The following is a 15,557-nucleotide window of genomic DNA, read 5'->3' as shown; positions in this document are numbered from 1 at the left end:
CAGCCCATGCCGATATGCCTTCACTATACTATTTGCGGAATAATAGTTCTTTCTCTTTGTTGTAGTCTTTAGTAAATTGATTGAACTCATCTGCTTGTTTATGCACCTTTTCGTAAACTGAGTTTACTTTGCTGATTTGCTCTTCCAGCTGCGCTAATGTGAGCTTTTTATCTTTAATCAGTTTATAAAGGTCCTTATCAAGTGAAATGGCTTTTTCGTACTTTTTGTACAAAAGATCATAAGATGCATACCTTTTCTCCATTAAAGCGACAGCATGCCCGGCTTTTTCTTTTACTTTCTTATCCTTTATTTCTTGAGAAGTTTTTTTTGCGGATTCAAACGCTTTTTTTGAATCATCAATACTGTCTTTTTCTGCTTTCAGATGTTTTTTTCGCTGATTTGCATTGCTCAGAGCCTGATCAGACAGTGTGACAATTTTCTGGTAATCATCCATATTCAGTTTAACCGCGCTGTCGTATAGCTTATGCTCTTTTTTCTCCAATTTTTCTAATGTTTTCTGCTCTTTTTGAAACGGTTTTTCCGCTTGAACGGCTTTTTCCATCGAGTCATGAAGCGATTCAACCGGATCTTTTCCCCCGCAGCCGGCAAGAAGCATACTTGCGGCGCCGAGCGCTCCGATTCCTGCTAATACCTTTTTTTGAATCATATTCACTTAAAATCCCCCAATCTTGACAATTTCCACTATAGAAGCCCGAACGCTTTTTGACAATAGCTGAGCTGTAATTGGCATGACCGTGTAAAGACGCTTACGGTGCTTTCAAAGAATACTTGCGTAAAAAATTGAGAAAACAGGGCGGATGACCATACATCTTTTTGGCTTTTACATAGTTTATAGTAGACGCCGGCCCTGCTGACAGAGGGACAGCGTAATTAAAAGAGGAGGTTTTTTTATGTACGGATATGGATTTGGCGGCGGATTTGGCGGCGGTTGTTGCGGCGGCGGATATGGTTATGGCGGCGGTTACGGTTACGGCTGCGGCGGCGGATACGGCCGCACATTCGCATTAATCGTCGTATTGTTTATCTTATTAATCATCGTCGGTGCCGCTTATTTAGGCTGCGGCTGCTGACATTATACACCATGACATCGGCCGGCCTGCTATGGCCGGCCAATTGTTTCATTGCGCCGCGATAAAGAAATTCGCTATAATTTACATATTAAGCTTTAGGAGTGAAGTTTCTTGATTACTATGGAAAATATTGTACGAGACGGACATCCCGCGCTCAGAGAGATCGCTGAAGAGGTTCAGCTTCCCGCTTCTGACGAAGAAAAACAGCATCTTGCTGATATGATTGAGTTTGTGAAAAACAGCCAAAATCCTGAATTAGCCGAGAAATACAAGCTTCGTCCGGGCGTCGGTCTTGCCGCTCCCCAAACAGACGTAAAAAAACGGATGATCGCCGTCCATGCAGAAGATGCGAAAGGCACTTTATACAGCTATGCTCTTTTTAACCCTAAGATCGTCAGCCACTCAGTGGAAAAAAGCTACTTGACGAGCGGAGAAGGCTGCCTGTCGGTAGACGAACCCATTCCCGGCTATGTGCCGCGCTACGCCCGCATCCGCGTAAAGGCGGTGACGCTTGAAGGAGAACAGATTGACATCCGCCTCAAAGGTTTTCCGGCCATCGTGTTTCAGCACGAAATCGATCATCTGAACGGCGTGATGTTTTACGACCATATCGATAAAGAAAATCCGTTCAAAGAACCTGAAAACGCCATTGCCATTGACCGTTAAAAATAACCGGCACTTCCCAAAGTGCCGGTTTTCTTTATTTCAAAAGGCCCAGTTCTTTGACGGCCCAGCTGATTCCCTCTTCATCCACCGGCTTTGTGACGAAATCGGCGGCAGCTTTTAATTCCGGAACCGCATTTCCCATCGCCACCCCGGTGCCGACAAAACGGATCATCTCAAGGTCATTTAATCCGTCGCCGAATGCATAAGTGTCACTTACGCCGTACGGAAGCCGCTCAAGCACTCTTTTAATGCCTTCCGCTTTTGAACCGCCTTTCGGAAGCACATCCGTTGACAATTCGTGCCAGCGGACGTAATCAAACTCCGGAAAAGCGGCATATGCTTTTTCTTCATGTCCGCGGCAGAATAAAAGCAGCTGATAAATTTCTTTTCCTTTATAAAAAGTTTCATCAACTTCGGGATAAGGCGCTTTCAGACTGCCGATTCCTTCCGAGACGTGCGGATGTCTGGGGGCGGTCGTTTTCATCGTGTCTTCCGCCATAAATACGACGGGGTGCTCCCCCTCTGCCGCCTGCTTTAATAAACGCGCAACCGCATCTTCAGGAAGCGGATTTTTATAAATGACCTCACCTTCAAATACGACATACTGGCCGTTGTATGAAATAAATGATTCAATCTCAAGCTCTTCCAGAATCGGTTTTACCATAAACGGGGACCTTCCGCTGGCGATAAAAACGTGATGGCCAGCCTCTTTAAGCGCCGTCACGGCGTTTCTTGCGCTATCGGGAATATGTTTATCATGGTCATAGATCGTGCCGTCAATATCAAAAAAGATCAGTTTTGGATTCATGTCAATTTCTCCTTTTTCCCGTTTATCAGTCGTGTCTTTTTCAATATCATCATACAGAAAGTTTTTCTTCCGGAAAACCGCCTTGATGAAATTCCAGTTTTACCCACGAAAACAAATTCATTTTTTCCGCATACTACTGCTATAAAAGGCTTTAAAGGAGGTATACGATGCTGCGCCGATTACGGAAGAAACTCAGAAGACAGTGGGGCGGAATGCTCCGGAAAAAAGTCATCGCGTAGAAGGGATCTTTCGGTTTTTGAAAGTCCCTTTTTTGCTCGAGACTTTCCTTATAATCCGTTTTCGAATATAATAGAATAAGCGAGTCTAACATACGGCATTTAAGGAGAGATTTGGATGATTTATAAGGTATTTTATCAAGAGAAGGCTGACGAAGTACCTGTTCGGGAAAAAACAGATTCACTTTACATTGAGGGCGTTTCAGAACGGGACGTCAGAACGAAACTGAAAGATCAGAAATACAACATTGAATTTGTTCAGCCTGTGGACGGTGCTTTTTTAGAATATGAGAAGCAGAGCGAAAATTTTAAAGTATTGGAGTTATGAGCGGAATGAAATTTGTAAAAAATGACCAGACTGCCGTTTTCGCCCTCGGCGGATTGGGCGAGATCGGGAAAAATACGTACGGGGTGCAGTTTCAGGATGAAATTGTACTGATTGATGCGGGAATCAAGTTCCCGGAAGATGAACTTCTCGGCATCGATTACGTAATCCCCGATTACACGTATTTAGTAAAAAATGAAGATAAAATTAAAGGTCTGTTTATCACCCACGGTCACGAAGACCATATCGGCGGTATTCCGTACCTGCTCAGACAAGTAAATATTCCCGTTTACGGCGGTAAACTCGCGATCGGCTTACTTCGGAATAAACTTGAAGAGCACGGGCTGTTAAGACAGACTAAATTAAACATCATCGGTGAAGACGACATCGTGAAGTTCCGCAAGACGTCAGTATCCTTCTTCAGAACGACACACAGCATTCCGGATTCATACGGAATCGTCGTCAAAACACCGCCGGGCAATATCGTACATACCGGGGACTTTAAGTTCGATTTCACACCGGTAGGCGAACCGGCAAACTTGACAAAGATGGCTGAAATCGGGAAAGAAGGCGTTTTGTGCCTGCTTTCTGACAGTACAAACAGTGAGGTTCCTGATTTCACCATGTCAGAACGCCGCGTAGGCGAAAGCATTCACGATATTTTCCGAAAAGTGGACGGCAGAATTATATTTGCGACATTCGCTTCGAATATACACCGTCTTCAGCAGGTGATTGAAGCAGCCGTTTTAAACGGCAGAAAAGTTGCTGTATTCGGACGCAGTATGGAATCGGCTATTGAAATCGGACAAAATCTCGGTTACATTACCTGTCCTAAAAATACGTTTATTGAGCATAACGAAATCAATCGTATGCCTGCCAATAAGGTAACGATTTTATGTACGGGAAGCCAAGGTGAACCGATGGCGGCGTTATCGCGTATCGCTAACGGGACGCACCGGCAGATTTCCATTAATCCCGGAGATACGGTCGTCTTTTCTTCCTCTCCGATTCCCGGAAACACAATCAGCGTAAGCCGCACCATCAACCAGCTGTACCGTGCGGGCGCAGAAGTCATTCACGGTTCATTGAATGACATTCATACATCCGGACACGGCGGACAGGAAGAGCAGAAATTAATGCTCCGCCTGATCAAACCGAAGTTCTTTATGCCGATTCACGGTGAGTACAGAATGCAGAAAATGCACGTCAAACTCGCGACTGATTGCGGCATACCTGAAGAAAACTGCTTTATCATGGATAATGGCGAAGTGCTGGCCCTCAAAGGCGAAGAAGCCGCTGTGGCAGGCAAAATTCCGTCCGGCTCCGTTTACATTGACGGAAGCGGAATCGGTGATATCGGCAATATCGTGCTCCGCGACCGCCGCATTCTTTCAGAAGAAGGCCTTGTTATCGTTGTTGTCAGCATCAATATGGACGACTTTAAGGTTTCGGCGGGGCCTGATTTAATCTCAAGAGGTTTTGTATACATGAGAGAATCCGGTGATTTGATCAATGACGCGCAGCAGCTGATTTCGAACCATCTGGAGAAAGTAATGGATCGGAAAACAACGCAGTGGTCCGAAATTAAAAACGAAATTACCGATACACTTGCTCCGTTCCTATACGAAAAAACAAAACGCCGCCCGATGATCCTTCCGATCATTATGGAGGTCTAAAAAAAACTGCACTCGTAATGAGTGCAGTTTTTTTATTGCAGCGGAATATGCTGAAAGGCTTTGACATCAAACAGACCGGCTGCTGTCATTTTAATATCCGGAATCACCGGAAGCGCTAAAAACGATAATGTGAGAAACGGATTGAAATCACCGGTGAATCCGAGCAGAGGAAGCTTTTCATGAAGCACGCCCAAGCTGTCATTGACCCATTCCGCCGACTTATCAGACAAAAGCCCGGCGATCGGAAGCGGAACGGAGTGAAGCAATTCTCCGTTTTTCACGGCTGTTAATCCTCCTCCGGTGTCACGGAGCCTGTTGATTGCTTTTGCCAAATCGGCATCGTTTGTACCGACGGCGATGATATTATGGGAATCGTGAGAAATGGTTGTGGCGATGGCGCCTTCTTTTAACCCGAACCCTTGTACAATCCCGAGTCCTATCATTTTTTCGCCGCTGTGCCGCTCTGTGACGGCGATTTTTAATAAATCATTTTCTGTATCAGGACAAAACGCGTCAGCAGACGGTGCAGGCACTTCTTTTTTTCTCGTCTCCAAATGATTCGGTATCATTTCGATTACATTCATTTTCTTGCCCTCTTGAATCGGTATATGAAAATCCGATTCAGTCAGCGGCGATCTCAGCCGCACTGTATCCAACAGCGCCTGATCCGGCGAATAGGAACCGGCAGACTGTTCATAAACCGTTCGTCCGTTCTCGGCAACGGTCCGGCCGGCGACCATGGTCTTCGTGACGGCAGCCTCCCGTACATCTGAAATGAACAGCAGATCTGCGTCAAAACCCGGCGCTACCGCCCCTTTTGTTTCAAGGCCGTAGCACTCAGCCGCATTTAAGCTGGCGAGCTGATACGCAAGGAATGGATCAAGTCCCGCCTTTATCGCCATTTTGACTTGGTGGTTCACACTTCCTTCTGAAAGCAGATCATCTACATGCTTATCATCCGTACAAAAGAAAAAGCGGCGCGCGTTTTTTTCATTCACCGCCGGCAGCACATTGAGCGTATTTTTTGCCACCGATCCTTCGCGCAGCATGACATACATTCCCCGTCTGATTCTGTCCAGCGCTTCTTCTTTTGTCGTCACTTCATGATCATTTGACACCATTGCGGTTCTGTATATATTGATGATATCTGAAGACAGTCCGGCTAAATGCCCGTCGATCCGTTTTCCGTGACGCTTGGCATCAAGCAGTTTCTGGAGCATATCCTCTTCACCTTCCGCAACAGACACATAATCCATTACTTCCGCAAGCCCGAGCACCTCTTTCTCCTTATAAAAAGGCTTTAAATCCTCGGCTTTTAATACGGCTCCCGAGCGTTCAAAGCTAGCGGCAGGAACACAGGAAGGAAGCATGAAACGGATGTTCAGCGGCGCCTTTTTCGCCTGCTCTATCATAAATGAAATGCCTTTTGCTCCGGAAACGTTCGCAATTTCGTGAGGATCAGTAATGACAGTAGTCACTCCGTGAGGGAGGACGGCTTTAGCAAATTCAATCGGAGTAACCATAGAGGACTCGATATGAACATGTCCGTCAATAAAGCCCGGAACGATCATTTGACCTTCTGCATCAATGACTTCTTCCCCTTCATATTCGCCCAGCCCGACGATCACTCCGCCCGTAATGGCGATATCTGCAGAAATCCATTCCTGGTTAAATACATCCATGATTTTTCCGTTTTTAATGACGGTATCGGCTTTTTGTCTGCCGGCTGATGCATTCAGCCGTTCAGCCAGTGTTTCTTTGTTCAAAATGAGGCCTCCTCTTTTTCTTTATATGGTACAATATGCTATCGGATCGCCTGATCATAGTCAATAAAAATTGCAGAATATACCGCTTACATGATAAATGTCTTTCTATTCTGACATAATAAAAGACCGTCCTTTTACGGACGGCTTTTCACTTTGTATGAAGCACTCTTTTTTCAAATCGGGAAATGTCCGTAAGAGAGCCGATAACGATGAGAATATCTTCTTTTTGGATCATTTCAGTCGCCAGCGGAGATACGATCACTTCTTTTTCTCTCTTGATGGCCACGATATTAATGCCGTACTTCGCCCGGATGTCCAGATCAAGCAGTGTGTTGCCCGCAAGCCTGCTGTTGGCCACGATCTCCACAATGCTGTGTTCGTCGGACAGCTCCAAATAATCAAGCACATTATTTGATACGATGTTGTGGGCGATGCGTTTTGCCATGTCACGTTCAGGGTGGACGATGTGATCGGCCCCGATTTTCGCAAGCACTTTCTCATGATAATCGTTCTGCGCTTTAACCGTGATCGTGTTCACGCCGAGTTCCTTTAAGATCAGCGTCGTTAAAATGCTCGCCTGTATATTTTCGCCGATTGCCACAATGACGTGGTCAAAGTTGCGCAGCCCTAAGTTTTTCAGCACCGATTCATCGGTTGAATCGCCAATGACCGCGTGTGATGCGATTTTGGCGTATTCATTTACTTTATCTTCATCAATATCCATCGCCATGACCTCAAGGCCTTCTTCACTTAATGCTTTGCAAATACTTCCGCCGAAGCGTCCGAGACCGATAACGGCAAACTCTTTTCTCATAACAGTACTCCTTTAAACAATATCTCTAATAGGAATAGTATCACATTTTCGGCAATGAGTTCATATAGCGTTTAAGCTTTTCTGAAAAGGCGGGCGATAAATACAGATCCAATCCGCGTTCGATTTCTTCCTGATAGTGACCCGGAGGCGCAATTTCCTCAGCTTTATCAAGAACGAGAAACGTCAGGACGCCTCTGTATACACGGCCGCCGGCACACACTTCTATGAACGCGGGACGGTATGTGTGGTTATCAACACCTTCTCTTTTGTACAGATAGGTTGCCGCTTCTAACGGGAGCTTGTACAGCACGCCTTCAGTTCGTCCCCCGTCTTCAACAAGATCGGCTCTGGAACCGTCAGGACGCCTTAACGTGAATCTCGTCGAATACCCTTCAACAACCGCCCCTCCGACCGGCTCGGCAAAAAAGTGGTCGACCCCCGCCTGTTTAAACCGGGCATTGTCCATACAGGAGCCGTATGCGAAATAATAAACCGGACTGTCATCCTCCCGTTTCATAAAACGGTATTCTTTCCAGTCTCCGCTTTTGATACGGCTGAATGAGGCACACTGGTCGGGCTTTACGACATATGCGAAGGCGGTTTTATTCCCGGCATCCGTCGTCACGGCAACCTCTTTTCGATCAAAATCAGCATAATACGCATCCAGCTTACGGATCATCTGATGATCTGTTTCATACAATTCCCCGTACACAAAAGCTGTTTCTGCTAAAGACGCCGCAGGCTGACCTTTATCCGTTTCGTACAGCACGCCGTTTATCGCAGCCTGCTCGCACACACACGGAGCGCCTTTCAGCAGTTCATGGTTTTCTTCACGCTTCCGTAACAAACCGTATACAAAAAGAAGCAAGTTATTTTTCCTCCTTTTGGACAGCAGCCGCTTCTAACGGCAGAATCACCTGAAACGTACTGCCTTCTCCATTTTTGCTCTTAATGTTAAGTTTACCATTATGCTCCTTCAGAATTCGTAAACAAATCGGAAGCCCGAGACCCGTTCCCTGATCTTTTGTTGAGAAAAACGGTTTCCCGATGTTTTCAAGCTTTTCTTTCGACATGCCGTTTCCTTCATCCTGTATGCTGATCACCGCGTATTCTTCATCCCGTTTTGTATAAATATGAATATTCCCGCCGTCAGGCATCGCTTCAATCGCATTTTTAATAATATTGATAAATACCTGTTTCAGCTGGTTTTCGTCACCGTTGACCATACAGGACTCAGTCTGCCTGAAATCCTTCTCAATCACAGTGTTCGACAGCACCGCGTTCGTGTCAAGAAGCGTCGCCACCTGCCGTAAAATATGGTTGAGATGATGAGCGGTAAACGTCACGGTCTGCGGCTTGGCGAGCAGAAGGAGCTCCCCCAGCACAAGGTCAATCCTTTTAATCTCCGAAAAAATAATATCAAAATAATCCGTTCTTTCCGGATACTGGGCTTTCATCAGCTGGAGAAAGCCGCTGACTGACGTTAAAGGATTTCTTACTTCATGGGCGATTCCTGCCGCAAGCTCCCCGGCAATGGCCAGCTTTTGAGATTGCATGGCAAGGCGTTCGTTCGTTTCCAGAAGCTCGTCGACCGCTTTTTTCCGTTCACTGATATCAGACATCGTCCCCAGGCTTCCGACAAATTTCTGTCTGCGGTCATAATACAGCTTATAATGGACTTCTCCCCAAAAGATCGAGCCGTCTCTTTTAATATATTTGGCCGTAAACATTCCTGACGGGGACTGCTGCTTGATTTGGGAGATTATATAATCAATAATATGTTTTTCTTTTATAAAATAATCATTATACATCGTGCCCATACATTCGCTGATGGAGTGGCCCGTAATCGCCGTCCAGGCCTGATTCAAATATGTAATATTCCCTTGTGCATCCGTCTGAAAAACGATTTCCTGCAGATTGTCCATGATCCGGTTTTTCTCATCTGAAAGCGCCTTTGCTTTCTGCTCGCTGTCCTTCAGCTCCGCCAGCAGCTGCTTTTTATTATCCACATAATAAGCCAGCAGCCAGACGCTGATTAATGTGACGGCGGTAAAGGTGATGTCAACGGGCCAGTTAATCGGATTCCGTTCAATCATATAAAATAAATAATCCCAAAACATAATAAAAATCATTGCCAAGATTAAGGAAATGATACGCGCTTGATATTTTCCCATAGTCCCACCTGCCGCTAGCATTTCTACATATATTGTAACATTGTTGACTGCATTATTGACTAAAAAATGATAACTATTCCCAATTAATTGAGCAGGTTCGCTTACTTTTCCCGTGAGTTTTTGCACAAGTTCATAATAAAAGGACGGAATGATGCTCCGCCCTTTTTGCTGATTATGATCTATCTTTTAACGCTTCCTCGATTTCCTCAAGCAGCATTTTCGCTCCTTCAGGACTTAAAATAATTTTGCCGTTGCCGTACTCCTGATTTTCGGGAGTAATTTCTCCCGTCATTAAGCAAATGCCGTGCGGCTTGTATTTTTTCAAGACAATTTTGTCTCCGTCAACGAAAAATTCAATACTATCTTTAATAGCGATATCCAATGCTCTTCTCAATTCAATCGGCATGACAATACGCCCGAGTTCGTCTACTTTTCTTACTACACCAATTGATTTCATAGAAATCCCCTACTTCCTTTAATGTCTCTTCTTTATGTCCAAGGAAAATCCTTCATAAACGTAGACGAAAGGAACGGAGCAAAAGTTTCTCAGCATCCGGAACTGAATGTTTTTTTACAAAAGAAAATCCTTTTGAAATATGGGATACAGACTTTCCCTCCTTTTTTACAAAAACATTTCATTCCCGGCGGAAACCCCCAAAAATCGTGGTTTTTCTCAGAAACTTTAAATGTAGAATCAATTAAATCAGGATAGGGATTGGGTGAAAACATGTTTCAATCAACTGAGATCGGAATCGACTTAGGAACCGCTAATATACTTGTTTACAGTAAAAATAAAGGAATTATTTTAAACGAGCCTTCCGTTGTCGCTGTAGATACAACAACGAAAGCGGTGCTTGCCATCGGAACGGATGCCAAAAGCATGATCGGAAAGACGCCGGGGAAAATCGTCGCCGTTCGGCCGATGAAAGACGGTGTCATTGCTGATTATGATATGACAACTGACTTATTAAAACACATTATGAAAAAAGCCGGAAAAAAAATCGGCATGACTTTCCGCAAACCGAATGTCGTCGTCTGCACGCCTTCAGGCTCAACAGCCGTTGAACGACGCGCCATCAGTGACGCTGTCAAAAACTGCGGAGCGAAAAACGTTCACTTGATTGAAGAACCCGTAGCCGCTGCAATCGGGGCCGACCTCCCTGTTGACGAGCCGGTCGCAAACGTCGTCGTAGATATCGGCGGCGGTACGACTGAAGTCGCCATCATCTCATTCGGGGGCGTCGTATCCTGCCATTCAATCAGAATCGGCGGCGACCAGCTTGATGAAGATATCGCCTCGTTCGTCAGAAAAAAATACAACCTGCTGATCGGGGAACGTACGGCAGAACAAGTGAAAATGGAAATCGGATTTGCATTGATCGAACATGTGCCGGAAACGATGGAAATCCGCGGGCGTGACCTTGTAACCGGTCTGCCGAAGACAATCAGACTGCAGTCTAATGAAATTCAGCACGCGATGCGTGAGTCGCTCCTGCATATTCTTGAAGCGATCAGAGCGACACTTGAAGATTGTCCGCCGGAGCTCAGCGGTGATATCGTTGACCGCGGCGTCGTGTTAACCGGCGGAGGCTCCCTTTTAAACGGAATGAAAGAATGGCTGACAGATGAAATCGTCGTTCCCGTTCATTTGGCGGCGAATCCGCTTGAATCAGTGGCTATCGGCACGGGGCGTTCATTAGACGTCATCGACAAACTGCAAAAAGCGATTAAATAATAAGATTGTGCTTCTTTTTTCTCCGGCCGGCTCATATTGTGAGAACTGGAGAAACATTAAGGAGGAAGCATATGCTTAGAGATGTGGGAAGACGCGTAGCAGTAGCCGTCATTTTAAGCGGAATTATTTTGGGGGGTATGAGCATATCACTGGCCAATATGCCCCATTCTCCGGCCGGCGGCGCCGTAAAACTGAATCACCCGTAAAGACGCAGCAAAAGCTGTGTCTTTTTCGTTTGTGCTCCTTTCTTTCCTTTATGAGGCGATATTTGATATGATGAGAAAAACCGATGAGGAGGAATGAACGATGAGTTCGTTTACTGAAAAGTTACATACATATGCTCAGCTGGCGGTAGAAGTCGGCGTCAATGTCCAAAAAGGACAGCATGTCGTAATCAATGCCTCAACTGATGTCCGGGAACTTGTCAGACTGCTTGCCAAACATTCTTATGAAAAAGGCGCTAAAAACGTCACCGTAAATTGGCAGGACGATGAACTGTCCAGATTAAAATACGAGATGGCACCTTTTGAAGCGTTTGAAGAGTATCCTGAATGGGAAGCAAAAGGAAAAGAAGAGCTCGCGAAAAAAGGGGCTGCGTTTATTTCTGTCGTCTCATCCGACCCCGACCTGTTAAAAGGCACTGACGGCAAACGGATTGCAGCGTTCCAAAAAGCCGCCGGAAAAGCATTGCATACATACAGACAATATATTCAATCAGATAAGGTCAGCTGGACGGTGATCGGAGCCGCTTCAACAGGCTGGGCGAAAAAAGTGTTCCCGGATCAGCCGGAAGAAACAGCCGTTCAGCTTTTATGGGAAGAAATTTTCAAAACGACCCGCGTAAATGAAGAAAACCCTGTGGAAGCATGGAAAAAACATGATCAAAATCTTCATGAAAAAGTGGAACACCTGAACAAAAAACATTACAGCGCCCTGCATTATCAGGCTGAAGGAACAGACTTAACCATTGAACTGCCGAAAAAACATGTATGGGCAGGCGCAGGAAGCGTGAATGAAAGCGGGCACGAATTCATGGCCAACATGCCGACAGAAGAGGTTTTTACCCTTCCGCAGCGTGACGGGGTGAACGGCACGGTTTCCAGCACGAAACCGCTGAGCTACGGCGGCAACATTATTGATAACTTCACTCTTACCTTTGAAAACGGCCGCATCGTTGATGTGAAAGCTGAAAAAGGCGAGGAGATTTTAAAAGGCATCGTCGAAACCGATGAAGGCTCACACTATCTCGGAGAAGTGGCCTTAGTGCCGTACGATTCACCGATTTCACAATCAAATATTTTATTTTACAACACACTGTACGATGAAAACGCCTCTAACCACTTGGCGATCGGCAGTGCGTATGCCTTTAATATTGAGGGCGGCAAACAAATGACACGGGAAGAGCTTGTCAAAGAGGGCTTAAATGAAAGCATTACACACGTAGATTTTATGGTCGGTTCCAAAGATATGAATATCGACGGCATTACGGCGGACGGCAAAAGAGAACCGATCTTCAGAAACGGAAACTGGGCATTTTAATAAAAAAAGGAGGCGATCAGGCCTCCTTTTTTTATTTCGCTTCATACATTTGCAAGTTGGCGCAGACGGTTTCCAAAACAGGTGTATCAACTGCCAAGCCTTTCGCTTTCTCAAGCAAAAATCCGTGTAAATGATCACCTTCCGTCACCCTGCCCTTTTCCATATCTCTCAGCATCGACGATTTCATATGGTAAGACATGCTTGTCAATGTGCGATAACTCTCTTCTTCCAGACCAGGATCTTTCGGGATGCCGGCAGCCTTGAAAATGGCTCCGATTTCAGCAAAGAGGCGCTTTGCCGTGTTGCGGCCGCCTTCTGTATCTAAAATCGGTCCGACCGGCTGTTGAAACAGAGTGGTCACTCCCGCCTGCGCGGCAATAAACATATATTTTTTCCAAATGTCCTTTTCAATATCCCGGCTGATGATGACATCCGCTTTCACACCTGCAAATGCGTTTTCCAGCTCGTTCATACGTTCTGTGCGTTCCCCGTTCCATTCACCGAAAACAAAGCGGTGGGCAGCGCTCGTATGAAGAATTTCCCCTTTGTCGTTAAGGGCGCTCTCAATAAAGCAGAGGCCGCCCAGCACCTGCCGTTTTGAAAAAGCTTCAAACAGCTGGTGATAGTGCCTGTATCCGTTTAAAAAAGGAATAATGACCGACGAAGGTTTGACAAACGGTTTGACATCCCGAATGACGTCCTGCAAAGAATACGCTTTTGAAGCGATGATAACCGCGTCAAATGCTCCTTCTTCGCCCGCCATGATTAATTTCGGCTTGATTGAAACATCACCTTTTTCACTTTTGACGGTCAATCCCGTCTCTTGTAATTGTTCCGCCCGTTTCTTGCGGACGAGAAACGTCACGTCATTTCCCTTTTCTGCAAGACGCGCGCCGATATATCCGCCCACTCCCCCAGCTCCGACAACTAAAAACTTCATGATGCATTCCTCCGTCTCTTTTCAAGTTATGTATTCATTTATTGTAACGGGAAGTCAGAAGATTGAAAACTTTTTTCATAAATAAAAAAGCAGAGTCTCCTCTGCTTCTTTATTACGCGTATAGCTCTTCAAGCTTTTTCTGCACATCTGCGTTTTCAAGAAATTCGTCATAAGACATTTGTTTGTCAACAATGCCTTTAGGCGTTAATTCAATGATGCGGTTGGCAATTGTCTGTACAAACTGATGGTCATGAGATGAAAACAGCATAGCGCCTTTAAAGCTGATTAAGCCGTTGTTAAGCGCCGTAATGGATTCCAAATCTAAGTGGTTTGTCGGTTCATCCAGAATTAAAATATTCGCGCCGGAAAGCATCGCTTTTGAAAGCATGCAGCGCACTTTTTCTCCTCCGGAAAGAACGTTTGATTTTTTGTTGACTTCTTCTCCTGAGAACAGCATGCGTCCTAAGAAACCGCGCAGAAAGCTTTCGCTTTGGTCATGCGGCGAGTACTGGCGGAGCCAGTCAACAAGGTTCGCGTCGCTGCCGTCAAAATATTCGCTGTTGTCTTTAGGGAAGTACGCCTGAGAAGTGGTCACGCCCCATTTAAATGTGCCGCTGTCTGCTTCCATTTCCCCGGAAATGATTTTAAACAATGTCGTAACGGCAAGTTCGTTGCGGCCCGTAAAAGCGATTTTATCTTCTCTGTTCATAATAAAGCTGACGTTATCAAGCACCTTAACCCCGTCAATCGTTTTTGTTAAGCCTTCAACCCGCAGCACGTCATTTCCGATCTCACGTTCCGGCGTGAAATTGACATAAGGATAACGGCGTGATGACGGTTTGATATCATCAAGCGTGATTTTATCAAGGAGTTTCTTTCTTGATGTCGCCTGCTTTGATTTAGAGGCGTTGGCGCTGAATCTGGCCACGAACTCCTGAAGCTGTTTAATCTGCTCTTCTTTTTTCTTGTTGGCTTCCTGAGAAAGCTTTAAAGCAAGCTGGCTGGATTCATACCAGAAATCATAGTTGCCGACGTACACTTGAATTTTATTAAAATCAAGATCGGCGATGTGCGTGCACACTTTATTTAAAAAGTGACGGTCATGGGATACGACGATGACTGTGTTCTCAAAGTTGATTAAAAACTCTTCCAGCCACTGAATCGCTTTCAGATCCAAGTGGTTGGTCGGTTCATCAAGCAGCAGAACGTCCGGCTTGCCGAACAGCGCCTGTGCCAAAAGCACTTTCACCTTTTCTGAACCGCCTAAGTCCGCCATTTTCTTCGTATGCAGGTCTTCAGAGATGCCCAGGCCCTTTAACAAAATAGCGGCTTCACTTTCAGCTTCCCATCCGTTTAATTCCGCAAACTCTCCTTCAAGCTCAGCGGCGCGGATGCCGTCTTCATCTGAAAAATCAGGCTTCATATAAATCGCGTCTTTTTCCTGCATGACTTCGTATAAACGTTTATGTCCCATAATGACGACTTTCAGCACTTCGAAGTCTTCATATTCAAAGTGGTTCTGCTTCAGAATGGCAAGACGTTCGCCCGGGCTCATATGGACATCGCCGGTCTGCGGCTCCAGCTCACCGGATAAAATTTTCAAAAATGTTGATTTTCCGGCACCGTTTGCGCCTATTAATCCGTAGCAGTTGCCCGGCGTAAATTTAATATTGACATCTTCAAATAACTTGCGATCCGCAAAACGCAAGCTCACATTATTTACAGCAATCATTTAGAATCCTCCATCGTGTCTATCATCATTAAAAGTATACCATGAATAAAGGGGA

General features: G+C 45.5%; 16 protein-coding genes. 7 read left to right on the top strand and 9 right to left on the bottom strand.

Features of this window, described 5'->3' with window-relative positions:
- Positions 1-28: 28 nt before the first annotated feature.
- Positions 29-667 carry a YkyA family protein gene (locus NYE42_RS07365; RefSeq protein ID WP_032865273.1) on the bottom strand — a complete coding sequence of 213 codons (639 nt, stop codon included), beginning with the start codon at positions 665-667 and terminating at the stop codon, positions 29-31.
- A gap of 244 nt (positions 668-911) precedes the next feature.
- Between NYE42_RS07365 and NYE42_RS07360 the strand changes: the two genes are divergently transcribed.
- Entirely contained in the window at positions 912-1,091 is a 180-nt protein-coding gene (locus tag NYE42_RS07360; protein ID WP_007409651.1) for a YjcZ family sporulation protein, read from the top strand.
- A gap of 111 nt (positions 1,092-1,202) precedes the next feature.
- Positions 1,203-1,757, top strand: coding sequence for a peptide deformylase (gene def, locus NYE42_RS07355; RefSeq protein WP_003154544.1), 555 nt, complete (start codon positions 1,203-1,205; stop codon positions 1,755-1,757).
- Positions 1,758-1,791: 34 nt separating this feature from the next.
- Here the strand turns inward: def and NYE42_RS07350 are convergent, their stop codons facing one another.
- Entirely contained in the window at positions 1,792-2,565 is a 774-nt protein-coding gene (locus NYE42_RS07350) for a Cof-type HAD-IIB family hydrolase (protein ID WP_352426860.1), read from the bottom strand.
- A gap of 354 nt (positions 2,566-2,919) precedes the next feature.
- On the opposite strand from NYE42_RS07350, the gene NYE42_RS07345 reads away from it, so the two are divergent.
- Both NYE42_RS07345 and rnjA read left to right on the top strand, forming a co-directional pair.
- A complete protein-coding gene (locus NYE42_RS07345) occupies positions 2,920-3,129 on the top strand; it encodes a DNA-dependent RNA polymerase subunit epsilon (protein ID WP_003154548.1) in 210 nt (69 codons plus the stop codon).
- A 5-nt stretch (positions 3,130-3,134) separates the two neighbouring features.
- The gene (rnjA, locus tag NYE42_RS07340; RefSeq protein WP_003154550.1) at positions 3,135-4,802 is read left to right on the top strand and encodes a ribonuclease J1; all 1,668 of its coding nucleotides are present in this window, start codon (positions 3,135-3,137) and stop codon (positions 4,800-4,802) included.
- Positions 4,803-4,834: 32 nt separating this feature from the next.
- Here the strand turns inward: rnjA and ade are convergent, their stop codons facing one another.
- The 5 genes from ade to NYE42_RS07315 form a co-directional block, all read right to left on the bottom strand.
- Positions 4,835-6,568 carry an adenine deaminase gene (ade, locus tag NYE42_RS07335; protein WP_352426859.1) on the bottom strand — a complete coding sequence of 578 codons (1,734 nt, stop codon included), beginning with the start codon at positions 6,566-6,568 and terminating at the stop codon, positions 4,835-4,837.
- A 148-nt stretch (positions 6,569-6,716) separates the two neighbouring features.
- On the bottom strand, positions 6,717-7,382 hold the full coding sequence (gene ktrC, locus NYE42_RS07330) for a Ktr system potassium transporter KtrC (RefSeq protein WP_003154554.1): 666 nt from the start codon (positions 7,380-7,382) through the stop codon (positions 6,717-6,719).
- A 40-nt stretch (positions 7,383-7,422) separates the two neighbouring features.
- Entirely contained in the window at positions 7,423-8,250 is an 828-nt protein-coding gene (locus NYE42_RS07325) for a gamma-glutamylcyclotransferase (RefSeq protein ID WP_352426858.1), read from the bottom strand.
- 1 nt (position 8,251) lies between these two features.
- Positions 8,252-9,556, bottom strand: coding sequence for an ATP-binding protein (locus tag NYE42_RS07320; protein WP_007409646.1), 1,305 nt, complete (start codon positions 9,554-9,556; stop codon positions 8,252-8,254).
- A 172-nt stretch (positions 9,557-9,728) separates the two neighbouring features.
- Positions 9,729-10,013 carry an AbrB/MazE/SpoVT family DNA-binding domain-containing protein gene (locus NYE42_RS07315; protein WP_003154557.1) on the bottom strand — a complete coding sequence of 95 codons (285 nt, stop codon included), beginning with the start codon at positions 10,011-10,013 and terminating at the stop codon, positions 9,729-9,731.
- A 270-nt stretch (positions 10,014-10,283) separates the two neighbouring features.
- On the opposite strand from NYE42_RS07315, the gene mreBH reads away from it, so the two are divergent.
- The 3 genes from mreBH to NYE42_RS07300 all read left to right on the top strand — a co-directional run bounded on the left by mreBH (position 10,284) and on the right by NYE42_RS07300 (position 12,830).
- Positions 10,284-11,291, top strand: a complete 1,008-nt coding sequence (mreBH, locus tag NYE42_RS07310; RefSeq protein ID WP_003154558.1) for a cell shape-determining protein MreBH — start codon at positions 10,284-10,286, stop codon at positions 11,289-11,291.
- Between the two features lie 71 nt (positions 11,292-11,362).
- On the top strand, positions 11,363-11,497 hold the full coding sequence (locus NYE42_RS07305) for a protein YkpC (protein WP_003154559.1): 135 nt from the start codon (positions 11,363-11,365) through the stop codon (positions 11,495-11,497).
- 100 nt (positions 11,498-11,597) lie between these two features.
- Positions 11,598-12,830, top strand: coding sequence for an aminopeptidase (locus NYE42_RS07300; protein ID WP_007409644.1), 1,233 nt, complete (start codon positions 11,598-11,600; stop codon positions 12,828-12,830).
- Positions 12,831-12,861: 31 nt separating this feature from the next.
- On the opposite strand, the gene NYE42_RS07295 is transcribed toward NYE42_RS07300, so the two are convergent.
- Positions 12,862-13,770 carry a ketopantoate reductase family protein gene (locus tag NYE42_RS07295; protein WP_039063006.1) on the bottom strand — a complete coding sequence of 303 codons (909 nt, stop codon included), beginning with the start codon at positions 13,768-13,770 and terminating at the stop codon, positions 12,862-12,864.
- A 112-nt stretch (positions 13,771-13,882) separates the two neighbouring features.
- The gene (locus NYE42_RS07290) at positions 13,883-15,502 is read right to left on the bottom strand and encodes an ATP-binding cassette domain-containing protein (protein ID WP_007409642.1); all 1,620 of its coding nucleotides are present in this window, start codon (positions 15,500-15,502) and stop codon (positions 13,883-13,885) included.
- Between the last annotated feature and the right edge of the window lie 55 nt (positions 15,503-15,557).

It is taken from the genome of Bacillus sp. FSL K6-2865, assembly GCF_040311405.1.
Classification (GTDB): domain Bacteria; phylum Bacillota; class Bacilli; order Bacillales; family Bacillaceae; genus Bacillus; species Bacillus velezensis.
This window is presented reverse-complemented; position numbering and strand designations above follow the sequence as displayed.